The organism is Amycolatopsis sp. cmx-4-54 (genome assembly GCF_046548895.1).
Classification (GTDB): domain Bacteria; phylum Actinomycetota; class Actinomycetes; order Mycobacteriales; family Pseudonocardiaceae; genus Amycolatopsis.
In genome coordinates this window covers 184,345-210,151 of the sequence record NZ_JAEBEJ010000008.1, presented here as the reverse complement: position 1 = coordinate 210,151, position 25,807 = coordinate 184,345, and the positions used below count along the sequence as shown (strand labels likewise).

The following is a 25,807-nucleotide window of genomic DNA, read 5'->3' as shown; positions in this document are numbered from 1 at the left end:
ATTATGGATCCCGGCAACGATCGGCGCATTGAGGACCGTAACTGTCCTTGATCCCGATTAGGGTGAGCGGCATGTCCGACACGTTGAGCAGGCGCGCGCTGAACCGCGCCATGCTGGACCGGCAGCTGCTGCTCCGGCGTTCGAAGATGACCGCGCTCGAAGCGGTCGAGCAGCTGGCCGGGTTGCAGGCACAGGCCCCGAACCCGCCGTACTTCGCGCTGTGGACCCGGCTGCACGGTTTCCGTCAGGAAGAGCTGGCGAACCTGCTACTGGACAAGAGTGTCGTGCGGATCGCGCTCATGCGGGGCACGGTGCACCTGGTCACGCCGTCGGACGCGCTGGCATGGCGGCCGATCGTGCAGCCCCTCTACGACCGTTCAATGGACAACACCCAGTTCACCCCGGAGATCAAGGGCCTCGATCACCAGGAGATCGCCCGCACCGCCCGCAAACTGCTCGGTGAGCGGCCGCTGTCGTCCGGCGAACTCGGCGCGGAACTGGCGAAGCGCTGGGAAAGCGCGAGCCCGTCGGCGCTGGTGCACGTCGCGCGGGCGTTGCTGCCGCTGGTGCAGATCCCGCCGCGTGGCGTCTGGGGCAAGGCCGGCCAGCCGACGTATCAGACCACCGGGGACTGGCTGGGCGCCGAACCGGACGCGACGCCCTCCCCGGAAGCGATGTTTCGCCGCTATCTGGCCGCGTTCGGGCCCGCCAGTGTGCAGGACGCGCAGGCGTGGGCCGGGATCACGAAGCTCGGCGACGTCGCCGAGCGGCTGCGCCCGGAGCTGCGGACGTTCCGCGACGAGAACGGCCGCGAACTCTTCGACCTGCCCGAAGCCCCTCGTCCCGATCCGGACACGCCCGCGCCCGCCCGGCTGCTGGGGCCGTTCGACCAGACCGTCCTGTCCTACGCCGACCGCACACGGGTGATCAGCGACGAGTACCGCAAGGTCGTCATCACGCAGAACGGCCTGGTCAAAGGCACGATCCTGGTCGGCGGGTTCGTGAAGGGATTCTGGGAGATCAAGACGGCAAAGAAGGCGGCGTCGGTGGTGATCACGCCGTTCGAGCGCGTCCCGAAGCGCGATCTCGACGCCCTTGAAGGCTCCGCCCACCGGCTCCTGACCTGGGCCCACCCGAAGGCCGAGTCCCACTCTGCGCATTTCGTCCTCTGAATGCGGTAGTTCGCGCTTCCAACTACCGCATTCAGAGGACGAAATGCGGGCAGGGGGTGGCCGAAAATCTCGATTGCGTGGCCGCTCGTGTACTTCCACCAGGGGTGACCGCTGGGTAACTTCGATCGGCATGACGAGCGTGCTGATCGTAGGGACGGGCTTCGGCGGGGTCGGGACGGCGATCGAGCTCAAACGCGCCGGATTCGACGACTTCACCATCCTGGAGAGCGCCGACGAACCCGGCGGCGTCTGGCGTGAGAACACGTATCCCGGCGCCGGCTGCGACATCCCGTCGCCGCTGTACTCGTTCTCCTACGAGCCCAATCCCGACTGGCCGAAGCGGTTCTCGCTGCAGCCGGACATCCACTCCTACCTCAAACGCGTGGTGCGCCGCTACGGCCTCGAACCGCACATCAGGTTCGGCACCCGCGTCACCGCCGCGGCCTTCGACGAGGACCGCGGGCTCTGGCGGGTGGAGACCGCGGGTGGCGAGACCTTCGAAGCGAACGTCTTCGTGCCCGCCGTCGGCCAGCTTTCGCGCCCGCTCCAGCCGGACATTCCCGGCCAAGAGACCTTCAAGGGCGCCAGTTTCCACTCCGCGCAATGGGATCACGACGTCGACCTGCGCGGCAAGAAGGTCGCGGTGATCGGCACCGGCGCGAGCGCCATCCAGTTCGTGCCCGAGCTCCAGCGCCAGGCGGGCGAGCTGACGGTGTTCCAGCGCACCGCGCCCTACATCATGGCCAAACGGGACACCGGCTACCGGCGCTGGCAGCAGCGGCTGTTCCGGCAGCTGCCTGCCACCCAGCTGCTCGGCAGACTCCGGATCTTCCTCCTCGCCGAGTACGCGACCTACGCGATGACCAAGCATCCGTTTCTGGCCAAGGTCTTCGAGCTGCGGACGGCCCAGCTGCGCCGCCGTCACATCAAGGACCGGGCGCTGCGTGAGAAACTCACCCCGGACTATCCGCTGGGCTGCAAGCGGATCCTGTTCACCAACGAGTATCTGCCCGCGCTGGCGCAGCACAACGTCGCCGTCGAGACGCGGCACATCAGCGCGATCACGCCGTCCGGGGTGCTCACCGAGGACGGCGTCGAGCACGAGGCGGACGTCATCGTCTACGGGACGGGTTTCGCGGCGACCGACTTCCTCGGCGAACTCAGGATCGAGGGGCTCGGCGGACGGGCGCTGTCCGACGCGTGGAAGGGCGGTGCACGGGCGTACCTCGGCATGACCGTGCCGGGTTTCCCGAACCTGTTCTGCGTCTACGGGCCCAACACGAACCTCGGCGCGGGCTCCATCATCTACATGATCGAACGGCAGGCCCGCTACATCCGCCAAGCCGTCGAACACCTCGCCAAACCCGAAGTGTCCTATCTGGACGTCGTGCCCGAGGTCGAGCAGAAATACGACGAGGAGATCCAGCGGCGGCTCGGCCGCAGTGTCTGGACGACCTGCGCCAGCTGGTACCGCCAGGAGAACGGCCGCGTGAGCACGAACTGGCCAGGCCTCGTTACCGAGTACGACCGGCGGACGAGGAAGCTCGATCTCGGCGACTACCGGACGGCGGGAGCACGATGAACTACGACGTACTGGTGATCGGCTCCGGTTTCGGTGGCAGCGTGACCGCGTTGCGGCTCACCGAGAAGGGGTATCGCGTCGGTGTGCTGGAGACGGGTCGCCGGTTCGCCGACCACGAGTTCGCGAAGACGTCGTGGCGGCTGCGGAAGTACTTGTGGGCCCCGAAATTGGGCTGCTACGGCATTCAACGGCTGACCCTGCTGAAGAACACGTTCGTGCTGAGCGGCGCGGGTGTCGGCGGCGGCTCGCTCGTCTACGCGAACACGCTTTACGAACCCCCGGACACCTTCTACGAAGACCCGCAGTGGGCGCACATCACCGACTGGAAGGCCGAACTCGCCCCGCATTACGACCAGGCGAAACGCATGCTGGGCGTGGTGGAGAACCCGCTGGTCACCCCGGCCGACCGCGTGCTGCGCGAGGTCGCCCAGGACATGGGCATCGCGGACACCTACCGGCCCACACCGGTCGGCGTGCACTTCGGCAAGCGCGACGTCGACCCGTTCTTCGGCGGCGAGGGCCCGCCGCGCAAGCCGTGCACGCACTGCGGCGAGTGCATGACCGGCTGCCGGGTCGGCGCGAAGAACACGACCGTCAAGAACTACCTGTACCTGGCGGAGAAAGCGGGCGCGGAGGTCCATCCGCTGACCACCGCCGTGTCGGTCCGGCCGATCGACGGCGGCTACGCGATCGACACCGTCCGAACAGGACGTTGGGTTCGCAAGCGCAAGCAGGCCTTCACCGCCTCCGAAGTCGTCTTCGCCGCCGCTTCCCTTGGCACGCAACGGCTTCTGCATTCCTTGAAGGACTCGGGCACGCTGCCGAAGCTGTCCCCGCGTCTCGGCTTGCTCGCCAGGACGAACTCCGAGGCCGTGCTCGCCGCGCGTTCCCTGCGCAAGGACACGGATTTCACTCGCGGCGTCGCGATCACGTCGTCGATCCACCCCGACGCCGTCACGCACGTCGAACCGGTGCGTTACGGCAAGGGCAGCAACTTCATGGGATTGCTGACGACGGTGCTCGTCGACGCCGAGCCGGGAAAACGCCGGTGGGTGCTGGGCGCGCGGGAGCTGTGGCGGAACCGGCGGCAGCTGGTGCGGCTGCACAACCCGCGACGCTGGTCGGAGCGGATGGTCGGGTTGCTGGTGATGCAGACGCTGAACAATTCCGTCACCACGTACACAAAACGCGGGCTCCTCGGCCGCCGGATGACCACGAAGCAGGGCATCGGCGAGCCGAACCCGGAGTGGATCCCGGCCGGGCACGAGGTCACGCGGCGGGTGGCGGACAAGATCGGCGGGCTGGCGCAGGGCGCGTGGACGGATCTGGCGAACATCCCGATCACCGGGCATTTCATCGGCGGCTGCGCGATCGGCGACAGCGCCGAGACCGGCGTCGTCGACCCGTACCAGCGCGTGCACGGCCATCCCGGGCTGCATATCGCGGACGGTTCGGCGATCTCGGCGAACCTCGGGGTGAACCCGTCGCTGACCATCACCGCGCAGGCGGAACGCGCGATGTCGTTGTGGCCCAACAAGGGCGAGGCCGACCCGCGGCCGCCACTCGGCTCCCCCTACCGGCGCCTGTACCCCGTCGCTCCGCTCAAGCCCGTCGTGCCCCCACACGCCCCGGCCGCCCTGTGCCTCCCCCTCACCCCGCTCTGACCCCTACGCATTTCGTCCTCTGAATGCGTGAGGGGAGAGAGTGGAAAGGGCGGGGCACCGTCGCCCGCGCGACGACGGTGCCCCACCCCGGTCTAGCGGTGCGTCACGGGAGGCCGGCCAGGCCCGCGCTCACCGTGTTCGACCACGCGTAGCCCTGCGAGGCGTCCCAGTTGATCGACCAGGTCATCGCGCCCCGGATCGTCGGGTACGTCGTCGAAGGCTTGAACGAACCGCAGTTCGTGCCCTTCGCCAGGCAGTTCAGCGCGTTGACCGTGTTGCCGGGCGCCTGGTAACCGCCACCGGCCGCCGAGCCCGACGCGGGCAGGCCGAGCCCGACCTGGTCGGCCCGCAGACCGCTCTGCAGCTGGATGCAGGCCAGCGCGGTGAGGAAGTCGACCGTGCCCTGCGAGTAGACCTTCTGGTCGCAGCCGAGCATCGTGCCGCTGTTGTAGTACTGCATGTTGACGATCGTCAGGATGTCCTTGACGTTCAGCGCCAGCTTGAAGTACTCCGCCGCCGGGCTCTGCATGTCGATCGTCTGCGGCGCCATGGTGATGACCGTGCCGCCCGCCGCGTGGATGCTGCGCAGCGCCTGCGTCATGTAGGTCGCGTTGACACCGTTCTCCAGGTCGATGTCGACGCCGTCGAAACCGTAGGTCGCGATGAGCGACTTCATGCTGTTGGAGAAGTTCGTCGCCGCGGCCGAGGAGTCGACGCGGATCGTGCCCTTCTCACCGCCGACGGACAGGATGACCTTCTGCCCGCGCGCCTGCGCCGTCTTGATGTCGGCCTTGAACTGCGCGTCGGTGTAGCCGCCGAGCTGGCTCGACAGCCCCGAGTCGAGGGTGAAGGTGACCGCGCCCGGAGTGGCCGTCGCGTCCGCGAAGGACACCGCGATGATGTTGTACTTCGTCGGGACGTCGGCGAGCTTGAGCGCCTTCGCGCCGTTGTAGAAGTTCTGCCAGTAGCCGGTGATCACGTGCTTCGGCAGGTTCCCGGTCGGCGGGGTGCTCGTCGTGGTCGTCGGCGGGTTGCTGGTCGTGGTCGTCGGGCTCGTGGACGTCGTGGGGGTCGTCGGCGTCGTGGTGGGTGAGCCGCCGGGGCCGTCGAGGTTCACGTCGTCGGCGAAGTACGCGGGCTGGCCGTACCAGCCGTGCAGGTAGATCTCGACGTTCGTGGTGGACGCGCCGGTGGTGAAGCTCAGCGAGAGCTGCGACCAGTTGCCGCCGCCCGGGGTCCAGGTGTTCTTGTCACCCGTCCCGGTGCCGGTGACGCCGAGGTAGGTGTAGCTGCCCTGCACCCACGCCGAAAGCGTGTACGCGGTGTTGGCCTTCACCGCCACGCTCTGCGAGCAGCGGGCGTTGTCCTGCCCCGCCGGGGTGGCGCTGAGCGCGCGGGTGCCCGAATGGACCGGTGTGGTGACCACCACGTTCGCGCCGGTGCAGGTCCAGCCGCTCGTGGTCCCGAGTTCGAAGCCGGGGTTGGTCAGGATGTTGGCGGCCGAGGCACTGCCCGAGACCGCGAAAGTCACCCCCAGGCACACGGCCAGTGACGACAGCAGGGCGAGGAACGCGTGTTTCGGCTTCACTTTCACGACTGGCCTCCACGAACGGGTGATGTCGGCCACATCAAAGTGGACTAGACCAATACAACTGTCAAGGGTTCGGTTAGAGGAGGCCATACGAAAGTCGGCTCGGCACGAGCGGCAGAATGCAGGGTCCGAGAGCACCCGAGGGCGGATTCAGGAGCGTGGGAGTGAGCGTGCAGGGCCTGCAGACAGTCGAGCAGAAGATCGCCGAAGAACTCGGTGTGCGCGAAGGGCAGGTCAAGGCGGCCGTCGACCTGCTGGACGGCGGATCGACCGTGCCGTTCATCGCCCGGTACCGCAAAGAGGTCACCGGGATGCTGGACGACACCCAGCTCCGCACCCTCGAAGAACGCCTCCGCTACCTGCGGGAACTCGGCGAGCGCAAGGTCGCGGTGCTGGAGTCGATCCGCAGCCAGGGCAAGCTGGACGAGGCGCTCGAAGCGTCGATCATGGCGGCGGACACCAAGTCCCGCCTTGAAGACATCTACCTGCCGTACAAGCCCAAGCGGCGGACGAAGGCGATGATCGCCCGCGAGGCCGGTCTGGAGCCGCTCGCCGACGGGCTGCTGAGCGACCCGAACACCGACCCTCAGGCGGCGGCCGCGGTGTTCGTCGACGCCGACAAGGGTGTCGCGGACGCGCAGGCCGCGCTCGACGGCGCCCGCGCGATCCTCGTCGAACGCTTCGCCGAGGACGCCGACCTGATCGGCGAGCTGCGCGAGAAGATGTGGGCGGAAGGCCGTCTGGCTTCGAAGGTCCGCGACGGCAAGGCCGACGAGGGCGCGAAGTTCTCCGACTACTTCGAGTTCTCCGAGCCCTACACCAAACTCCCCTCGCACCGGATCCTCGCGATGTTCCGCGGTGAGAAGGAGGAGATCCTGGACCTCACGATGGAGTCGGAGGAGCCCACAGGGTCGTCAGCGGAGCCGCGCACCGGGCCGACCGAGTACGAGAACCGCATCGCCCACAAGTTCGGCATCGCCAACGAAGGCCGCCCGGCCGACAAGTGGCTCGGCGACACCGTCCGCTGGGCGTGGCGCACGAAGATCCTGCTGCACCTGGGCATCGACCTGCGGATGCGGCTGCGTCAGTCGGCCGAGGACGACGCCGTCCGCGTGTTCGCCGCGAACCTGCGCGACCTGCTGCTCGCCGCCCCGGCGGGCACCCGCGCCACGATGGGCCTCGACCCGGGCTTCCGCACCGGGGTCAAGGTCGCCGTCGTCGACGCGACCGGCAAGGTCGTCGGCACCCACGTGATCTACCCGCACCAGCCCGCGAACAAGTGGGATCAGTCGATCGCCGAACTCGCCGCGCTCTGCGCCCGGCACCAGGTGGACCTGATCTCGATCGGCAACGGCACCGCGTCGCGCGAGACCGACAAGCTCGCGGGTGAGCTGATCAAGAAGCACCCGGAACTGAAGCTGACCAAGGCCGTCGTCTCCGAGGCGGGCGCGTCGGTCTACTCGGCGTCGGCGTTCGCGTCGCAGGAACTTCCGGGCATGGACGTCTCGCTGCGTGGCGCGGTCTCCATCGCGCGCCGGCTTCAGGACCCGTTGGCGGAACTGGTGAAGATCGACCCGAAGTCGATCGGTGTCGGCCAGTACCAGCACGACCTGTCGGAGATCTCGCTGTCGCGTTCGCTCGACGCGGTGGTCGAAGACTGTGTGAACGCCGTCGGCGTGGACGTCAACACCGCGTCGGCGCCGCTGCTGACCCGCGTCTCGGGTATCACGACGACGCTGGCGGAGAACATCGTGGCGCACCGTGACGAGAACGGTCCGTTCAAGACGCGGAGCGGGCTCAAGGAGGTCGCGCGGCTCGGCCCCAAGGCCTTCGAGCAGTGCGCCGGCTTCCTCCGGATCCCGGACGGCGACGACCCGCTCGACTCGTCCTCGGTGCACCCGGAGGCCTATCCGGTGGTGCGGCGGATCCTGTCGTCCACCGGCACCGACATTCGTTCGCTGATCGGCAACTCGCGGACACTGCAGGCGCTGAAGCCCACGGAGTTCGTCGACGACACCTTCGGTCTCCCGACGGTGACCGACATCCTCGCCGAACTCGACAAGCCGGGCCGCGACCCGCGTCCGGCGTTCAAGACCGCGACCTTCGCCGACGGCGTCGAGAAGATCGGCGACCTCAAGCCGGGAATGCGGCTGGAAGGTGTCGTGACGAACGTGGCGGCGTTCGGCGCGTTCATCGACGTCGGCGTGCACCAGGACGGGCTCGCGCACGTCTCGGCGCTGTCGAAGAACTTCGTCAAGGACCCGCGTGAGGTCGTCAAGCCCGGCGACATCGTCAAGGTGAAGGTCCTGGAGGTCGACGTGCCGCGCAAGCGGATCTCGCTGACCCTGCGGCTGGACGACGAACCCGGCAAGCCCGCTCGCGAGCAGGGCGGCGGTGGTGGCGGTCGTGACCGCGGCCAGGGCGGTGGCGGCCAGCGTCAGGGCGGCGGGCAGCGTGGTGGTCAGGGCGGCGGCAACCGCGGCGGTGGCGGCCGGGACCGGGGCGGGAACTCCGGCGGCGGGGGCGGCGCCATGGCGGACGCGCTCCGGAAAGCCGGTTTCGGCAAGTAAGCCCTCAGGCGTGCAATGAAGGGGCCTTTCATAGCAAATTTTGCTATGAAAGGCCCCTTCATTGCAGCCGTCGGGTCAGGGGTTCATGGCGTAGGCGCCCGAGAGGTTTCGGACCAGCGACCACACGTGGTCGAAGCGAGCCGCGTCGACGACCGGCTTCCGGATCGAAGCCAGCGCGAGCGCCTGCTGCGCCTCGGTCGAGGACGACTTCCCGTGCAGATCGATCGCGGTGACGCTGAAGTCCTGCACCAGGATGGCGAAGATCTGGTCGACGACCTCGGTCTCGATGCCGGTGATCTCGGCCTGCTCCAGCACCAGCTGCCCGTAGACGACCAGCGTGAACAGCTCGGTCAGCGCGAGGCCGAAGTCGATGTCCTGCTGCTGAGCCTCGTCCGGTGCCGCGTCGGTGAACAGCTTCACCAGCGCCTCGGCCTGCTCGGTGAACCGCGCGACGTTCGGGATCGCGGACGCCTTGGCGTACGCCTCACGCCAGTCGTGGAACCGCACCTTCGAGAGCCCGCGCGCGGGGCCCTGGCGGAACAGGAACTCGTCGTCGGCCGCGTCGGAACGGGTCGGCACCGGCTCGTAGGCCTGCGGCGCGAACAGGTACGCGGGCACGAACTTCGCGATCAGCGCGAGGTTCACCGCCACCGTGCCTTCCAGCTTCGGCAGGCCGTCGATGTCGTTCTTGGACATCGCGAGGTAGGTGTCCGCCTCGAAACCCTTGGCCGCCACCACATCCGCGACCAGGCCGATGACCTTCTGCGCCTCGGTGGTCACCTTCATCTTGGTGATCGGGTTGAACAGCAGGTACCGGCGGTCGTCCGCGTTAGCGCTGCGGAAGTAGTCCACGGCACGGTCGGAGAACAGCTTCATCGCGACGAGCCGCGCGTAGGCCTCGACGAATTCCCGGCGCACGTGCGGGAAATCGGTGACCTTCTTGCCGTAGAGCACCCGGTTGTGCGCGTGCGTGATCGCCTCGTACAGCGAGTGCGTCGACATCCCGATGCCGCCGAAGCACAGGTTGAACTTGCCGATGTTGACCGTGTTCAGCGCCGCGGAGAACGCGTCGGCGCCGACGTGCAGAATGTCCTCTTCGGACACTGGATAGTCGTTCAGCTCGAACTCGGCGACGTACATCTGCGACGGGACGACGTTCTTCACCACGCGGTAGTTCGGGTGTTCCGAGTCCGCGTAGAAGAACACGTACTGGTCCGGCCCCTCGACACCGTCGATGCGGCCGAACACGGACACGGTCCGCGCGCAGTTTCCGTTGCCGATGTAGTACTTCGACCCGTTCGCGCGGTAGCCGCCCTCGCCGTCCGGGGTGAGCACGAGGTCCGACGAGTAGATGTCGGCCCCGTGCTCCTTTTCGGACAGTCCGAACGCGGCGACGCCGCCGGCCGCGAGCGAGTCCGCCGCGCGTTTGCGGGCGGCCTCGTTCGCGCTCTGCCACACCGGGCCCAGGCCGAGGATGGTGACCTGCCACGGATACCAGTAGTTCAAGCCGTAGAAGCCGAGGATTTCCGACAGGGCCGCGACCCGCGCGGTGTCCCAGCGCTTGTCGGGGTTCCCGTCGGCGTTGGCGCCGGGAGTGAGGAACGTGGAGAACAGGCCTTCCTTGCCCGCGAACTCGATGAAGTCCGCGTAGAAGGTCCGATCGTGGTAGTCCTCGACGAGCTTGCGTTTGCCACGCTGTTCGAACCACTCGATGGTGGCACGCAGCAGGCGACGCGTCTCCGGGTCGAACTGCCGTGGGTCGTACCCACCCGGGTTCAGCAACAACGCGGTCGCCTTTTCGCTCATGGTCACTCCTGGTCAGCCGAAGTTACTACCCGGTAACCGTAGCGCCTCGCTTCGCCGTCCGGCCACCGAACTCGATCGAAGTCACCTCCCCGTGGTCGTTCCGCAGGAAGCGCGCGGTGGGCTTGCGGGTGTCGGCGGCGGGGGCGATCGCGTCGCCGCCCACGAAAACGGCCTCGAACGGCGGCGGCGACGGGAAGCCCTCGACGTCGGCGACCAGCTGGGCCCAGAGGGCGCCGTCGCGGTCCTCGACCACGAACGCCAGGTCACCGGTCTGATAGCGGCCCAGGTACTCGGCGATGTCCGGCTGCGGCACCGGCGGCGGGCTCGGGAGCGGAGGCAACCCGACCAGCTCCTCCAGGCACCAGTCGACGATCTTCGCGCCGAGCGCGGACCCGCCCGCGCTGTTGGTCAGCACCGTGACGGCGAAGTCGTGTTCCGGCAGGGTGACGAACTCCGACAGCTGCAGGTTGCTGACGTTGCCGCCGTGCCGGACCAGCCGGGCGGCCCCGTGGGTCGTGTGCAGCCAGCTCAGGCCGACCTCTTCGAACCGCAGCGCGGCCTTCCGCTGCGGCGCGCGCAGGAGGTCGCGGGTGGCTTCACTGATGGGCGGTTTGCCCTCGGCCTCGCCGGTCAGGAAGAACCGCGCCCACTTCAGCTGGTCACCCGCCGTCGACCACAGCCCGCCGCTCGCGCTGTCCGCGCGGGTCAGGCCCACCGTGTGCTCGACCGCCGGTTCGCCGTCGCGCAGGACGTGACCGACGGCGTGACGGCGTGTGAGCACCTCCCACGGCAGGTAATACGACTCGGTCATGCCGAGCGGTTCGAGCAGCCGGGCGCGGACCACGTCCTCGAAGGGTTCACCCGCCACCACCTCGACGACCCGTCCGGCCAGCTGGAATCCGGCGTTGCAGTAGGAGAACACCTCGCCGGGGGGGAAGTTCTGCGGCAGGTCGCCGAACTTCGCGATCGCGAGGGCCAGCGCGTCGTCACCCCAGCCGGTGGTGAAGTCGACGTCGCCGAGGAAACCGGCCGAATGCGTGAGCAGATGACGCAGGGTCACCGTCTTCCGCGCCACCGGATCCGCCAAAGGGAGGTCGGGAAGGTACTCGACGACCGGCTTGTCCAGGTCCAGCACCCCGTCTTCGACCAGGGCCAGCACGACGGCCGCGGCGAAGGTCTTGCTGGTGGAGCCGATCATGAAGAGGGTACCGGGATCGACCGGAAGTCCGGTGTCCACACTGGACACACCGGTGGCGAACACCGACTCCTCACCCCGGTACGTCACCCCCACGACCGCTCCGGGGACGCTCACGCGACGCGCCTCCTCGTCGAGCACCCCTCGCAGATCCTGAACGTTCGACACCCGTGTCCCCTTTCGTCCGGTCAGGCCAGCGTTTCACCACGGCGCCACGCCCGGCTCGTCCGAACCGACGAACATCACCGGACCGGTGCGGGCGATATCACGTAGCCCGGGAGATCACGACCCAGTACACTGAACGACGCGGTCCGCTCAGTTCTGCCTCGGGCCGCGTTTCGTTGTCGAAGACCACGCGCCGCGGCCCCCCGAGGTCTGCGCCGGGCAGGACAACCGTTCCTATCCTTACGGAGATACCAGGGCGCCCGTGCGCCCACACGCTTATGAGCACACCTACTTTCACCGAACTCGGCCTGCCCAAGACCCTCGTGGACTCGCTCGCCGAACAGGGCGTCACCAGCCCGTTCCCCATCCAGGCCGCCACGCTGCCGCATTCGCTGGCAGGCCGGGACGTCCTCGGCCGCGGCCGCACCGGCTCCGGCAAGACGTACGGCTTCGTGCTGCCCGTCCTCGCCCGGCTCGCCGAAGGCCCGACCCGCCGCCGCCCCGGCCGCCCGCGTGCGCTGGTCCTGGCGCCGACGCGCGAACTGGCGACCCAGATCGAGGCGTCGTTCCTGCCGCTGGCCAAACCGCTCGGCCTCAGGGTCACCACGATCTTCGGCGGCGTCAGCCCCAACCCGCAGATCACCAGGCTGCGTGACGGCGTCGACATCGTCGTCGCGTGCCCCGGCAGGCTCGCCGACCACATGCGTTCGGGCGAGGTGAAACTCGACAACATCGAGATCACCGTGCTGGACGAGGCCGACCACATGGCCGACCTCGGCTTCCTGCCCGACGTCCGGCGCATCATGGCCGAGACCCCGGAGCGCGGGCAGCGGCTGCTGTTCTCCGCGACCCTCGACGCGGGCGTCGACGTGCTGGTCAAGCGCTTCATGCACGACCCCGTCACGCACAGCGTCGACTCGGCCCAGTCGCCGGTCTCGACGATGAAGCACCACGTGCTGCACCTGGAGGAGACCCACCGGCTGCCGGTGCTGATCGACCTCACCGCCGCGCCCGGCCGCACGCTGGTGTTCACCCGGACGAAGCACCGCGCGAAGCAGCTGACGCGCAAGCTCATGGCCTCCGGCGTGCCGGCGGTCGAACTGCACGGCAACCTCGGCCAGACGGCCCGCACCCGCAACCTGGAGGCGTTCGCCTCCGGCGCGGCGAAGACGCTGGTCGCGACGGACATCGCCGCACGCGGTATCCACGTCGACGACGTCACGCTGGTCATCCACGCCGACCCGCCCGTCGAGCACAAGGCGTACCTGCACCGCTCCGGCCGGACGGCGCGGGCCGGTGCGTCCGGCACCGTCGTCACGCTGATGACCGACGCGCAGGTCGGCGACGTCCGCGACCTCACCCGCAAGGCGGGCATCAAGCCGACCACGACGCAGCTCGGCCCCGGCCACCCGCTGCTGTCGGAGCTGGCGCCCGGTGAGCGTTCGTTCACCGCTTCGCCGCGGCGGCCGATCGTGGACACGCGGCCGAAGCGGGTCAGCGCCAGCGGTGAAGCCATCCCGGGCAAGGGCGACGACGAAGAGCGTCCGGCAAGCGGTGGACGCGGCGGCCGCGGTGGTCGTGGCCGGGGCCCCTCCGCCGGTGGCCGTGGCGCTTCCGGTGGCCGTCGCGGCGGCGCTTCCGACGGGCGTTCGCGTCAGCCTCGCACCGAAGGCGACCGCCGCGGTGCTCCCGCCGGTCAGGGCAGCCGTCGCGCGGCCGAGCCCACCGGACGTCGCGAAGGCGCGCCCAAGGGCGGTGGCCAGGGCCGTCGCGCTGCCGCCGACTCCCAGCCGCGCCGCGGCTCCGGTGCCGCGAAGTCGCAGTCCTCGCGGACCCAGTCCGGCGGTACTCCGGCCCGTCGGGGCGGTGCCGCCGCGTTCTCCTCGGGGACCCGCGCCGGCTCGCGCCGCTCGCGCTAGCTCTCCGCGACCCCATCACGCGTGATCCGCCTGCGATCACGCGTGATCCGGTGGCCGACTCGCGTGATCAGATGGACGACACGTGTGATCAGATGGCCGACGCGCGTGATCAGATGGCCGACACGTGAGTTGGCCGTCTGATCACGCGTGTCGTCCGCCTGATCACACGTGTCGTCCGTGTGATCACACGTGTCGTCCGGCGGGACACGCGTGATTGGGGGCGCAACTCACGTGATTGGGGGCGTAACTCACGTGACTGGAGGCGTAACTCGCGTGATTGGGGGCGTAAGTCGCGTGATTGGGGGCGTAACTCGCGTGACGGAGGGCGGATCACGCGTGGCGGGCGGCGGCGCGGGCTTCAGCGGCCGCGCGACGTTCTTCGAAGCGCGAAGCCTGCGTGTCGAGGGCCTTCAGGAACTGGTCGAGTTCGTCCCGCGCCTTCTCCCCCACCTCGCCGAGGCCTTCGAGCTCGAAGATCCTCCACTGCCGTAGCAGCGGCCAGATCACCTCGTCGTGGTGGATGCGCAGGTCGTAGATGCCGGCCTTCGCGATCAGCGCGGCCTTCCGCACGAAGCTCGGGATCACCGCGCCCGGCATCTGGAACTGGACGACCTCGTCGGTGATGGCGCGCATCATCGCGTCGGGTGAAAGCTCCAGCGACGCCTGCACCAGGTTCCGGTAGAAGAGCATGTGCAGGTTCTCGTCCATCGCGACCCGCGCGAGCAGCTTCTCGCACAGCGGATCCTGCGTGTACTTCCCCGTGTTGCGGTGCGAAATCCGCGTCGCCAGCTCCTGGAAGGACACGTACGCGAAGACGTTCAGCAGCTCCTTGTCGCCGCTGTCGTACCCGGCCTCCATGGTCTGCATCCGCGCCCGCTCCAGCTCGACCGGGTCCACCGCGCGCGTCACCAGCAGGTAGTCGCGGATGCAGATCCCGTGGCGGCCCTCTTCGGCGGTCCAGCGATGCACCCAAGTGCCCCACGCGCCGTCGCGGCCGAAGGCGCGCTCGATCTCGCGGTGGTAGCTCGGCAGGTTGTCCTCGGTGAGGAGATTGACCTCCAACGACGTCCGCGCGATCGGCGACACCCGCGACTGCTCGGGGTCCCACGCCTCGCCGCCGAGGTCGGCGAAGTTACGGCCCTCGTCCCAGGGCACATACTCGTGCGGCATCCATTCCTTGGCGACCGTGAGATGCCGGTTGAGGTTCTCCTCCACCGTCCCCTCGAGCTCGAGCATCAGCCGGGTGGTTTCGGGGACCGCCATGCGTCTCGTCCTTCCAGGGTACGGAAAACGCCTACCTACGACACCGTAACTTACGGTGTCGTAGGTTTGCCACCTTCGGAAGGTGAACGCTCAGGAGGGGCCGGGTACAGGGTGAGAACGGGTGTTGCGAAAGCCACTTTCGCAACGTTGAAGGTTGCGAAAGTGGCTTTCGCAACGTCTGGCCTTCCCTGAAGGAATCGGGACGTCGCGGGCTCAGGAGCCGGGGACGGCCACCAGCTTCGGCACCAGCTGCTCGATCGCGTACGGGATACTCAACACGGTGTTGAACGAGATCGCCGCCCCGACCGGCGGATCCTCGTAGGTGATGAACAGATCCCGCTTCTCCGCCGACACCTTCAGCTTCCGGTACACCGGATCGGCCCGCACCCGACTCTCCGCGTTGACGTCGGAGTTCAGCCACACGAGACGGTCCGCGTCGAACAGGTCGAACCGTTCCGACGAGACCTCGACGACGTTGTTCTCCGGTTTGCTCAACGCCTTCACCGGCTCGAACGGCCGGAAGCCCAGCTCGGTCATGAAGATCATCTTCGGGTCGGTCGTGGTGAACGCGGAGAACTTGCCCGCCTCGAAGGTGTCGGCGACGACCATCGTCAGCTTCGCGAACTCGGGGTGTTCGGCCCGCGCCTGGGTGAACCGCCGGTCGATCCCGGCGATCAGCTCGTCGGCCTTCTGCGGCACCCCCAGCGCACGGCCCACCATCCGGGTCATCTCCTGCCACGGAGCCGCGTAGTCCTCGTACTTCGGCGGCTGCGCGACGACCGGCGCGAGCTGCGAGAGCTTGTCGTACTGCTCCTTCTTCATCCCGCTGTACTGGGCGAGGATCAGGTCCGGCTTCAGCGCGGCGATCTTCTCGAAGTTGAAGTCGTCCCGTTCGCCGACGATCTCCGGCTGCTTGTCGCCCCAGCGGGCCTGGGTCCACGGCCACTTCCCGTACGGCCGCTCCTTGAACCAGTCGACGGCGCCGACCGGCCGGATTCCGAGCGCCAGCACGGCGTCGTGATCGGACAGGCCGAGCGTGACGATCCTCGAAGGCTGCTTCTCGACCGTCGCCGACCCGTATTTGTGCTCGACGGTCACCGGAAAGGTGCCCCTGGCCTCCGGCGGCACCAAGGTCTCGTCGACCGGTTGCGAAGAACCGCAACCGGCCACCAGCAACGACATCATCAGCGCGGTCAAGCTCGCCTTGACCCGCACCCCGGTAACGGACATGCCGGTAAGGCTAGCCTGGCCAAAGTCCTATAGGGATGCGGTGAGACCACGGGCACGCAGGACCGACCGTTCCAGCGGCCGGAACACCACCAGCTCGATGCCGACGCCGACCAGCAGGATCAGGAAGATCGCCGAGATCACGCCTTCCATGCTGTTGAACGACGAGCCTTCGTTCAGGTACGCGCCGAGTCCCTTGCCCAGCGCCGGGGACAGCGCGATCAGCTCGGCGGCCATCAGCGAACGCCACGAGAACGCCCAGCCCTGTTTGAGCCCCGCCAGGAAGCCGGGCAGCGCGGCGGGCAGCAGGATGTGCCGCGCCGACGAAAGCCGGTTCGCCCCCATCACCTGGCCGACGCGCGGCAGGATCGGCGGGATCTGGTCGATGCCCGAGACGAGACCGTTCGCGATGGACGGGACCGAACCCAGCAGGACCACGAAGTAGATCGAGGCGTCGTTCAGCCCGAACCACAGGATCGCCGCGGGCACCCACGCCACCGACGGAAGGCTTTGCAGCCCGGTCAGGAACGGGCCGACGGCGGCGCGGACGATCTTGACCTTCGCCACCAGCAGGCCGAGCGGCGTCCCGATGACCACGCCGATCAGGAAGCCCAGCGCGGCCCGGTGCACCGACGTCCAGACGAACTCGAAGATCTCACCGTCGACGGTGATGCCGACGAGTTCGTCCCACACCGCGAGCGGCGCGGGCAGCATCGACTCGGGCCAGAACGCGGCCGCCCACAAGGCCTGCCACAGCGCGACCAGCAACGCCAGGAAGACCACCGGCGGCACGAAGCCCCGCAAGAATCGCTTTCCCCGGCTTTCCCGGCGTTCCCCGGTGGGGGTGTCGAGTGAGTCGAGCCCCGCGCCGACGGCCTCGTCGGCGTCTTCCGCCGCGGTTTCGGGGCGGTCAAGCCGCGGCATGGGTACTGATCACCTCCCGGAGGTGCCCGGTGATCTCCAAGGTCAGCTCTTCGGCGTCGGAGGCCTGGACGTCGCGCCATTCCCGCACGACCCGGCCCGGCCGCGACGAAAGCAGCACGACCCGCTGGCCGAGCCGGACGGCCTCGCGGACGTCGTGGGTCACGAACAGCACCGACGTGCCGGTGCTGCGGTAGACGCGCAGAAGTTCGCCCTGCAGGACGTCGCGGGTGATGGCGTCGAGCGCGGCGAACGGCTCGTCCATCAGCAGCAGCGACTGTTCCGGGTCACCGCCGACGCGCAGGGTCGCGGCCAGCGCCCTGGCGAGCGCGACGCGCTGCCGCATCCCGCCGGACAGCTCGTGCGGCCGCTTGTCGCCCGCGCCGCCGAGGCGGACGAGTTCGAGCAGTTCGGCCGCCTTCCGGCGACGCTCGGACCGGCCGAAACCGGCGAGGCGCAGCGGCAGTTCGACGTTGCGGGCCGCGGTCAGCCACGGCATCAGCGCGGCCTCCTGGAACATGACCGCGGGCCGGGAGGTCTCGAGCGTGATCGAACCGGACGTCGGCCGGTCGAGGCCGGCGACCAGGTTCAGCAGGGTGCTCTTGCCGCAGCCGGAGGCCCCCAGGAGGCAGACGAACTCGCCGGGGGCGACCGTCAGGTCCATCCCGTCGAGGGCCACGACGGCGCGGCCGGTCGGCCCGAAGGCCTTCCGCACCCCGTCGAGGCGCACGGCGACACCGGTGGACAGGCCGGGCTCCAAGGTGGTCGTCATCGCTGATCCCCTCCGGTCACTTCGTCAGCCCGGGCGCGTTCACGCCGGGCTTGCCCTGCTCGGAGAGCACGGCGTTGAGCGGGCCGAAATCGGCGAACCCCTTGAGGTCCACCGCGGACTTCACCACGCCCGCGGTCACCGAGTCCTGCGCGAGCTGGCTGAAGGTCGACGCCACCGGGTCGATGCCGAGTTCGATACCGGAGAACGCGCGGTCGAGTACGGCCTCGCTCAGTGTGCTGCCCGCGAGCGCCTTGAGTTCGCCGTTGACGACCTTCTTCGCCTCGGCTGGGTTGGTCTTCGCCCACTCGATGGCGGCGAGTTCCCCCTTGAGGATGGCGGTGACGGTCTCCGGGTGCTGCTGCAGGAACTCGCTGCGGACGATCACGACCGTGGTCGGGAACTTGCCTTCCGGCCACAGCGTCTTCTCGTCCAGCAGGACCTTCGCGCCCGCGTCGAGCACGAGCCGCGAAGACCACGGCTCGGGCAGCCAGCCGCCGTCGAGTTCACCCTTCTTGAAGGCGTCGAACGTCTTCGGGTTGTCGAGGTTCGTGACCTTGACTCCCGCCAGCTTCTTCTCGGCGACGAACTTCTTGAGCGCGACGTCCTGGGTGTTCGCCAGCGACGGCGTCGCGATGTTCTTCCCGGTGAGCTGCTCCGGCGCGGTGATCTCCGGCTTCACCACCAGCTGGGCGCCACCGGTGACCGCGCCGGAGACCAGCTGGATGGCGCCCTTGGACTTGGTGAAGGCGTTGATGGCCGGGCCGGAACCGATGAACGCGATGTCGAGCGAGTCGCCGAGCAGCGCGTTGACCTCTTCGGGTCCGGCGTTGAACGTCTGGGTGGTGAGCTTCGTCGAGCCGAGTTCCTTGGCGAAGAAGCCGTTCTTGGCCCCGATCAGCGCGGGCGCGTGCGTCACGTTGGGGAAGTACCCGACGCGCACCTCGGCCGCGGCCCCCTGGCTCTTCTGCTCCACTTCGGTGCCCCGATCGGCACGCGAACACCCGGCGATCCCACTGGCCAAGGTCAGGGCGGCGAAGGCCGCGGCCGTCAAGCGGGTTCTGTGGTGGGTGCGCACGGGAGGTGGCCTTTCGGAAGGTACGACTCGGCTCGGGTGGTGGCGCGAGAGTCGCATGTTCACCCACGTACCTGCATCGCCATCCGAATGACGGGAAAGATGCTGAGAATCCTTGACACCAGACGGAACACCTGTTCCACATTTCAGGACCGGTGTAACGGATCGGGCCGAACGGGCGAATCACGCTTAGTGGTGACGCACCCTCGTACCGTCGCGATGGCGGGCGTGCTGACCGCCGGGATCGGCATGGGCGTCGTCGCGTCGACGCTCAAGATCGCCGACGGCACGCACACCGTGCTCGACACCACCCTGTCCACGACGACGGGGTTCCTCTTCCTCCTCGCCGGCGCCGTCGCGCACGTGCGCCGCGCCTCGAACCCCATCGGCCTGCTCATCGCGCTGGCCGGGCTCGCGTTGTTCACCGAGGACCTGCAATTCGCCGGCCAGCCGCTGGTGCACACGGCGGGTTTGGCGCTGTCCGCCGCGTCCAGCCCGGTGATCGCGCATCTCGTGCTCGCCTTCCCGCACGGGAAACTCCGGTCACGCTGGGAACGAGTGCTCGCCCTCTCCGCGTACGCCGTGGTGTTCGGCTCGGCCGTCCTCGGCCTGCTGGTCAACGACGATCCGAAGAACCTCGCCGCGGTCGCCGCCTCGCCGGAGGCCGAACAGCTGGTCAAACGGCTGCTGGAGCTCGTCGGCGCGCTGATCGGCGGCGGGGTCGTGGTGGTGCTGCTCTATCGCTGGCTCACCGGGCGGATTCCGCAGCGGCGGCTGCTCTCCCCCGTCCTCGCGATCGCCGTGGTCGGCGCGCTGAGCACCACGGTCGGCAACGCGCTCGGCTCCGGGCACCCGTTCTCCGAACCGCTGCTGGACGTCTACCGGATCTCGTTCTGCCTGTGGCCGCTGACGTTCCTGATCGGGGTGCTGCGGGCGCGGGTCGGCAACGCGGAGATGATCCGGCTCCTGCTGGAACGCGACGGCACCGGGCTGGCCGCGCTCGTGCAGGACGACGAGGTGTGGAAGGACAGCCGGTCGATCGACGCGCTCAACGCGGCCGCCGGGCTGGTGCTGGACAACCAGCGGCTCGCCGCGGAACTGGAGGAGCGCCTCGTCGAGGTCCAGGCCTCCCGCGCCCGCATCGTGGCCGCCGCCGACGACGAACGGCGCCGGGTCGAGCGGGATCTGCACGACGGGGCGCAGCAACGCCTGGTCAGCGTCGTCCTGCTGCTGCGGATGGCGGAGCGCCGGCTCGGGGGCGAACTCACTCCCGCCGTCGCGACACTGCTGAGGAGCACCATCGACGAACTGCAGGCCACGGTCACCGAACTACGCGAGCTCGCGCGCGGGCTCCGGCCCGCGATCCTCACCGAGGCCGGGCTGATCCCCGCGGTCCGGTCGCTGCTGGACCGGGTCCCGCTCGCCGTCGACCTCGCGGGCGCGGACGTGCCGCGGCTCAGCGGTGCCGTCGAGGCGACGGCGTATTTCGTCGTCTCGGAGGCGGTCACCAACGCCTTGAAGCACGCGCGGGCGGGGGAGGTCCGCGTGTGCATCCGCGTCGAGGACGACGGCCTGCGGGTGGACGTCCACGACGACGGCACCGGCACGGCCGACATCGGCGGCGGCTCCGGGCTGCACGGCCTCCGCGATCGGGTCCGCGCGCTCGGCGGCGAACTGACCGTCGCGAGCGAACCCGGCTCGGGCACCACGGTTTCAGCAGTCATCCCCTTGAACGGCTAGGCGAGCCCTCGGATGGCGCGTGACGGCGGCCGCGTCCCCTGGATCGACGCGACCATCTCCAGCACCTGCCGCGTGCGCCGCACCTCGTGCACCCGGAACACCTTGGCCCCCTCGGCCACCGCCCAGGCCGTCGCGGCGAGGGTGCCGTCGACCCGCTCCGCGAGTTCCACGCCGAGCGTCTCGCCGACGAAGTCCTTATTGGACAGTGCCATCAGCACCGGCCAGCCGGTGTCGGCCAGTTCCCGCGCGTGCCGCAGCAGTGCCAGGCTGTGCCACGTGTTCTTGCCGAAGTCGTGCGTCGGATCGATCAGCACCCCTGCACGCGGGACACCGAGCGCGACGACGGCTTCGGCGTGCGCGGTGGTCTCCGCGACGACGTCCGCGACGATGTCCGGATAGCGCACCCGGAACGGGCGGGTGCGCGGAACGGCGTTGCCGGTGTGCGAGCAGACGTAGCCGGTGCCGAACTCGGCGGCGACCTCGGCCAATTGCGGATCGGCTCCCGCCCAGGTGTCGTTGATCAGGTCCGCGCCGGCCTCGGCCGCGCGCCTGCCCACTTCGTGACGCCAGGTGTCGACGCTGATCACCAGGCCGGGGTGCAGTTCGCGGATCCGCTCGACGAACGGGACCACCCGTCGGATCTCTTCCTCGACGTCGACCTCCGCGCCGGGGCCTGCCTTGACCCCGCCGATGTCGACGATGTCCGCGCCGTCGGCCACCGCCCGGTCGACCGCGGCGAGCGCGTCCGGATCCGAGAAGGTCGCTCCCTTGTCGTAGAAGGAGTCGGGGGTACGGTTGACGATCGCCATGACCAGGGCGCGGTCCCGGGCGACGCGGCGCCCGCGGAAGGTCAGCTCGTTCACGCACCGATCGTAGGCGAGCGGACGCCCGGCCGGTGAGTACCGCCCACCGGGACCGTCCCGGCGACCGGAAGCACCCATTCGAGTGGCGTATCTGATATATGACGTAAGAGATCGGATCTCTCTTGACTCGCCGTCGAAGCCGCGAGTAGACGTTGTTCAGCCGGGATGGCGACGGACGACGGATCGGCTCCCCGGCCACTCACTCCCCCGGTTCCCCTGCGCAGGAAGGGCCTCGAATGTCCCCAGATCCTCTTCGCGCGGCACGGCTTTCCCGGCGCACGGTGCTGGCGGGAACCGCGGGCGCCGTCGGCGCGCTCGCCCTGCCCGGTATGGCCGCGGCGGCGCCGGTGGATTGGTCGCGCGCCGTCGTCGATTCGACGATGAAGCGGCACACCCCGGCCACCCTCGGCGGCTGGGGCTACACCCGCGGCCTCTACCTCTACGGCCAGTACCTGGTGTACCGGCGCACCGGCGAGAAGTCCTACCTCGATTTCATCCTCGCGTGGTACGACCGGTTCGTCACCGAGAGCGGGATCTCGAACAATTTCACCAACCTGGACGCGATGCGCTCCGGGCAGATGTTCCCCTTGCTGTACACCGAAACCGGGCAGGCGAAGTACAAGACGGCGGCGGATCAGTTGCGCGCGCGGTTCCCGTCCTATCCCCGGACGTCCGACGGCGGGATGTTCCACGCGACGAGCAGGGTCGGGCAACTGTGGGCGGACGGCGTGTACATGGCGCAGCCGTTCCTCGCCCTGTACGGCAAGACGTTCGGCGATACCGCCTACTGCTACGAAGAGGCCGCCAAGAACGTCAGCGTCTACTTCGACCGGCTCAAGGAGCCCGCGAAGGGCCTGCTGTACCACGCCTACGACGAAGACGGCTCGGAACCGTGGGCGTCGGGTCCCGGACGGCATTCGAAATTCCACTGGGGCCGCGCGATCGGCTGGCTCGGGATGACGGCGATCGACCTCCTCGAAATCCTCCCCCGCGACCATCCGCGCCGCCGTCGTCTCGTCGACGTCGTGAAATTCCTCGCCGCGGGATACACCCGCTGGCAGGACCGGGCTTCGGGCCGCTGGTTCCAGGTCGTCGACCGGGGCGGTGACAAGGACAACTGGCTGGAGACCTCGGCTTCGGCGATGTACACCTTTCTCCTCTCCCGCGCGGTGGAACGCGGCTACGTCGGCGCCGAGTACCGGCCTGTGGCCGCGAAGGGATATCGCGGGGTTTTGTCGCAGGTTTCGATCGGAGCCGAAGGATTGACCGATATCTCGAACATCTCCGAAGGCACCAACGTCGGCGACACGGCGTATTACTACGCGCGTAAACGCAACACCAACGATTTCCACGGTCTCGGCGCGTTCCTCATCATGAATGAGCAACTCGCCCGCTGAGGTCGCCGCACCGGCCGAAGGGTGCTTTCCCCGCTTCCGACCTGGGGAAAGCGCCCTTCGGCCGTTTTCCGGCCGGATTCCGGGTATTGACCGGAGGCGCTAACATCGCGTGCTGCGACGCCCACTCCCAGGAGGGACGACCGGATGCGCGAGACGCCGCCCCCGGCTTCTTATACCCGGCTCGAACTCGGTGACACCAGCACGATCCCGGTCGGTGTGACGGTTTCCCCGCACATCTCGCTGGTTTCGATACTCGTCGAGGTCGTCGGCGGGTACGACCGCGGCCTGCCCGCCGTCTGCCGCCGTCAGGTCGGTTCGGCGATCCCCGAGCAGGGATACCTCGCGGCGAGTTCACTCGCCCGCCGCGGCACCTCGGTGCAACCGGACTTCATCGTCCCGATCAGTCCCGGCGAGGACTCTTCCGCCGCGGCCCAGGCGGAAATGCTGCGAGAACTGACGGAATCCGACGTCCTGAAAGGCCTGGAAGAGGTCTTCGGCGATCGAGTGCCCGCGCAGTGGCGGCAGGCCGCCGACCATCCGAGACGCTGGGCCGCCTCGCTCGCGGACGCCTTCACCGCGACCAGGCTGGCGACCGAAAATCTCTGGAGCCGGGCTCGTCCCCTGCTCGACCGTGAGATCGAACGGATCGGCGTCGCGTCGGTCCGCGGCGGGACCGACGCGGTGCTCGGCCTGCTGCGGCCCCATTTCCGGTTCAGCAACGGCTGTCTGCTGCTGCCCGACGCCGAGCCGGCGAAGTACACCGTCCGCGGCCGCAAACTGATCCTCGTCCCGATGCTCGCGGGCAGCCGCTCGGTGGTGGCCAACTTCGACGAAGAGGACGCCGTCTGGATCGGCTACCCGCTGCCCGGACTCGACGGCCTGCTCGACGGTGGCAAGCCCGAATCGGCCCCCGGTGTCGACGGACTCGACCTGGTCGTCGGCGCCCACCGCGCGAAACTGTTGCGGCACTTGGGAAAGCCCGCCCGGATGGGTGAGATCGCGAATCTGCTGTCCTGTGCCGCGAGCACCGCGACCTACCACTGCGAACAGCTGGTCTCGGCGGGGTTGATCCAGCGGCATCGCGAGGGTCAGGTGGTCCTCGTGGTCCGGACCCCTCGCGGTGACGCGCTGGTGGATCTGCTGTCCTGACTCCGGCACGTTGCGAAAGCCACTTTCGCAACGTTGAAGGTTGCGAAAGTGGCTTTCGCAACGCTGCCCCCGCGCCGCCGCCCCCGGGTATCCCGAAAGCCACTTTCGGGACACTCGATGTCTCGAAAGTGGCTTTCGCCACCCTCCCCACTAGACCCGCCGCAGTCCCGGCTTCCCCGCCTCGACGACGTAGGAACGGTCCGCGGCCAGGACCACCTTCGAGAAGTCGTACTCGCTGGTGTCCGAAACCGTCATGAAGTCCGCCCGCATCTGCGTCTGCGACGCCGTCACCCGGACATAACCGCGCTTTCCCCGGCAGTACTTGATGTGCGGGTTGTTCGACAGCCACGTCGACGACGGATCGGTCGCGGTGTCGCTGTTGCTCGTGACCGACGTCGTCACCAGTTCCGAACCGAACACCGGGTCGCTGTGGTTGAAGTAGTCGCGGCGCAGATCGGCCGCCCAGTGCCGGTGGACGTCGCCGGTCAGCACGATCGGGTTCGGCACCTTGCGGTCCACGATGCCCTTCGCGATCCGGTCGCGGGAAGCCTCGTAACCCTGCCAGGAATCGGGGCTCTCACAGGTCGCCTTGTTGCCGTCGCCGTCACGGGTGGCGAAAAAGACCTGCTGGCCGAGGAAGTCCCACTTCGCCGGATGCGTCTCCAGCGCCTTCAGCAGCCAGGCCTCCTGCGTCGTGCCCAGGATGCTGCGTGACGTCGACCGCATGTCGGTGCACGCCGGGCCCGCCGAACCGGACGGGTCGGGCACCTGCGCGTTGCGGTACTGGCGGGTGTCGAGCATGTGGAATCGGGCGAGGTCGCCCCAGCCGAACTGCCGGTACAGCCGGATCGACGCGCCGCTCGGCTTGGCGGTGGACCGGATCGGCATGTTCTCGTAGAACGCCTGGAAACCGGCGGCCTTGCGCGCGTCCGTGGCCGGGCTGGTGGTGCTGTTCCAGTTGTTCATCACCTCGTGGTCGTCGAAGACCACGACCCACGGCGCCATGGCGTGCGCGTTCTGGAGGTCGGCGTCGGTCTTGTGCTGGGCGTGCCGCGCGCGGTACTGGGCGAGCGTCGTCACGTCCTCGGTGAAGGCCAGCCTGCGCGGGTTCCGGTCGGCGGCGGCGCGACCGGATTTCCGCTCGTACATGTAGTCGCCGAGGAACAGCACCAGATCCGGGTTGTCGGCGAGCATGCCCTTGTACGAGTGGTACCAGCCTTCCTCCCAGTGCTGGCAGGAGGAGAAACAGTACTTCAGCTGGTTCACCGCGGCACCGGCGGCGGGCGCGGTCCGCGTCCGGCCGACCGGCGAGATGTGGCCGCTGGTCTTGAACCGGTAGAAGTATTCCCGTCCCGGCTCCAGCCCCACCGGTTCGATGTGGACGCTGTGCCCGGAAGCGCGGGCCGCGGTCGCGGCGCCCTTCTGCGCGATCGAGGAGAACGCCTGGTCGTTCGCGATCTCCCAGTCCACTGTGTACGAAGCGTCCGGCATACCGCCGAAACCGTCGGGGTTCAGCGGGGCGGGAGCGAGCCGTGTCCACAGCACGACACTGTCCGGCAACGGATCACCGGAGGCGACACCGAGCTGGAACGGGTCGTGGATGGCGGGCGCCGCCGCCAGTGTTCTCGCGTTCGCCCACGAAGGCACCGTCGACGACAACGCCGCCGCCGAAACCGCCGCGGCCCCACCGAGGAGTACCGCCCGCCGATTCACCTGGCCCATGAAAATTCAACCTTTCG

The 25,807-nt window shown here is 68.6% G+C and carries 18 protein-coding genes; 8 read left to right on the top strand and 10 right to left on the bottom strand.

The features are described from left to right. The first annotated feature begins 71 nt into the window (after nt 1-71). From ACLJQ7_RS26250 to ACLJQ7_RS26240, 3 genes are all read left to right on the top strand, one after another. Nucleotides 72-1,172, top strand: coding sequence for a winged helix DNA-binding domain-containing protein (locus tag ACLJQ7_RS26250; protein WP_410650824.1), 1,101 nt, complete (start codon nt 72-74; stop codon nt 1,170-1,172). Nucleotides 1,173-1,296: 124 nt separating this feature from the next. Further along, entirely contained in the window at nt 1,297-2,754 is a 1,458-nt protein-coding gene (locus ACLJQ7_RS26245) for a flavin-containing monooxygenase (protein ID WP_410650985.1), read from the top strand. After that, nucleotides 2,751-4,418: a GMC oxidoreductase gene (locus ACLJQ7_RS26240; protein WP_410650823.1), complete on the top strand. Its 1,668-nt coding sequence runs from the start codon at nt 2,751-2,753 to the stop codon at nt 4,416-4,418. The genes ACLJQ7_RS26245 and ACLJQ7_RS26240 overlap by 4 nt, the downstream gene beginning before the upstream one ends. A 103-nt stretch (nt 4,419-4,521) precedes the next feature. On the opposite strand, the gene ACLJQ7_RS26235 is transcribed toward ACLJQ7_RS26240, so the two are convergent. Next, entirely contained in the window at nt 4,522-6,012 is a 1,491-nt protein-coding gene (locus tag ACLJQ7_RS26235) for a chitinase (RefSeq protein ID WP_410650822.1), read from the bottom strand. 161 nt (nt 6,013-6,173) lie between these two features. Here ACLJQ7_RS26235 and ACLJQ7_RS26230 point away from each other — a divergent pair, with 161 nt between their 5' ends. Further along, nucleotides 6,174-8,579: a Tex family protein gene (locus tag ACLJQ7_RS26230; protein ID WP_410650821.1), complete on the top strand. Its 2,406-nt coding sequence runs from the start codon at nt 6,174-6,176 to the stop codon at nt 8,577-8,579. A 75-nt stretch (nt 8,580-8,654) separates the two neighbouring features. On the opposite strand, the gene ACLJQ7_RS26225 is transcribed toward ACLJQ7_RS26230, so the two are convergent. Both ACLJQ7_RS26225 and ACLJQ7_RS26220 read right to left on the bottom strand, forming a co-directional pair. Then, nucleotides 8,655-10,385, bottom strand: coding sequence for an acyl-CoA dehydrogenase (locus tag ACLJQ7_RS26225; protein WP_410650820.1), 1,731 nt, complete (start codon nt 10,383-10,385; stop codon nt 8,655-8,657). Nucleotides 10,386-10,410: 25 nt separating this feature from the next. Then, entirely contained in the window at nt 10,411-11,748 is a 1,338-nt protein-coding gene (locus ACLJQ7_RS26220) for a serine hydrolase domain-containing protein (RefSeq protein WP_410650819.1), read from the bottom strand. Between the two features lie 275 nt (nt 11,749-12,023). Between ACLJQ7_RS26220 and ACLJQ7_RS26215 the strand changes: the two genes are divergently transcribed. Beyond that, on the top strand, nt 12,024-13,664 hold the full coding sequence (locus ACLJQ7_RS26215) for a DEAD/DEAH box helicase (RefSeq protein ID WP_410650818.1): 1,641 nt from the start codon (nt 12,024-12,026) through the stop codon (nt 13,662-13,664). Nucleotides 13,665-13,994: 330 nt separating this feature from the next. On the opposite strand, the gene ACLJQ7_RS26210 is transcribed toward ACLJQ7_RS26215, so the two are convergent. The 5 genes from ACLJQ7_RS26210 to ACLJQ7_RS26190 all read right to left on the bottom strand — a co-directional run bounded on the left by ACLJQ7_RS26210 (nt 13,995) and on the right by ACLJQ7_RS26190 (nt 18,922). Further along, nucleotides 13,995-14,927: an acyl-ACP desaturase gene (locus tag ACLJQ7_RS26210; protein WP_410650817.1), complete on the bottom strand. Its 933-nt coding sequence runs from the start codon at nt 14,925-14,927 to the stop codon at nt 13,995-13,997. 213 nt (nt 14,928-15,140) lie between these two features. Next, nucleotides 15,141-16,157 (bottom strand): iron-siderophore ABC transporter substrate-binding protein, encoded by a 1,017-nt coding sequence (locus tag ACLJQ7_RS26205; protein ID WP_410650816.1) that lies wholly within the window; start codon nt 16,155-16,157, stop codon nt 15,141-15,143. Between the two features lie 27 nt (nt 16,158-16,184). Beyond that, nucleotides 16,185-17,078 (bottom strand): ABC transporter permease, encoded by an 894-nt coding sequence (locus ACLJQ7_RS26200; protein ID WP_410650815.1) that lies wholly within the window; start codon nt 17,076-17,078, stop codon nt 16,185-16,187. Then, nucleotides 17,065-17,847: an ABC transporter ATP-binding protein gene (locus ACLJQ7_RS26195; RefSeq protein ID WP_257488660.1), complete on the bottom strand. Its 783-nt coding sequence runs from the start codon at nt 17,845-17,847 to the stop codon at nt 17,065-17,067. Before ACLJQ7_RS26195 ends, ACLJQ7_RS26200 begins: the two co-directional genes overlap by 14 nt. A 16-nt stretch (nt 17,848-17,863) precedes the next feature. Further along, entirely contained in the window at nt 17,864-18,922 is a 1,059-nt protein-coding gene (locus tag ACLJQ7_RS26190; protein ID WP_410650814.1) for an ABC transporter substrate-binding protein, read from the bottom strand. Nucleotides 18,923-19,138: 216 nt separating this feature from the next. Between ACLJQ7_RS26190 and ACLJQ7_RS26185 the strand changes: the two genes are divergently transcribed. Then, nucleotides 19,139-20,659, top strand: coding sequence for a sensor histidine kinase (locus tag ACLJQ7_RS26185; protein WP_410650984.1), 1,521 nt, complete (start codon nt 19,139-19,141; stop codon nt 20,657-20,659). Here ACLJQ7_RS26185 and folP read toward each other — a convergent pair. Beyond that, nucleotides 20,656-21,522 carry a dihydropteroate synthase gene (gene folP / locus ACLJQ7_RS26180; protein ID WP_410650813.1) on the bottom strand — a complete coding sequence of 289 codons (867 nt, stop codon included), beginning with the start codon at nt 21,520-21,522 and terminating at the stop codon, nt 20,656-20,658. The two genes, ACLJQ7_RS26185 and folP, sit on opposite strands and share 4 nt — an antisense overlap. 236 nt (nt 21,523-21,758) lie before the next feature. Here folP and ACLJQ7_RS26175 point away from each other — a divergent pair, with 236 nt between their 5' ends. After that, nucleotides 21,759-22,919 carry a glycoside hydrolase family 105 protein gene (locus ACLJQ7_RS26175; protein WP_410650812.1) on the top strand — a complete coding sequence of 387 codons (1,161 nt, stop codon included), beginning with the start codon at nt 21,759-21,761 and terminating at the stop codon, nt 22,917-22,919. Nucleotides 22,920-23,063: 144 nt separating this feature from the next. Then, nucleotides 23,064-24,068: a winged helix-turn-helix domain-containing protein gene (locus tag ACLJQ7_RS26170; RefSeq protein WP_410650811.1), complete on the top strand. Its 1,005-nt coding sequence runs from the start codon at nt 23,064-23,066 to the stop codon at nt 24,066-24,068. A gap of 150 nt (nt 24,069-24,218) precedes the next feature. On the opposite strand, the gene ACLJQ7_RS26165 is transcribed toward ACLJQ7_RS26170, so the two are convergent. Then, nucleotides 24,219-25,790, bottom strand: a complete 1,572-nt coding sequence (locus ACLJQ7_RS26165) for an alkaline phosphatase D family protein (RefSeq protein WP_410650810.1) — start codon at nt 25,788-25,790, stop codon at nt 24,219-24,221. Nucleotides 25,791-25,807: the final 17 nt, after the last annotated feature.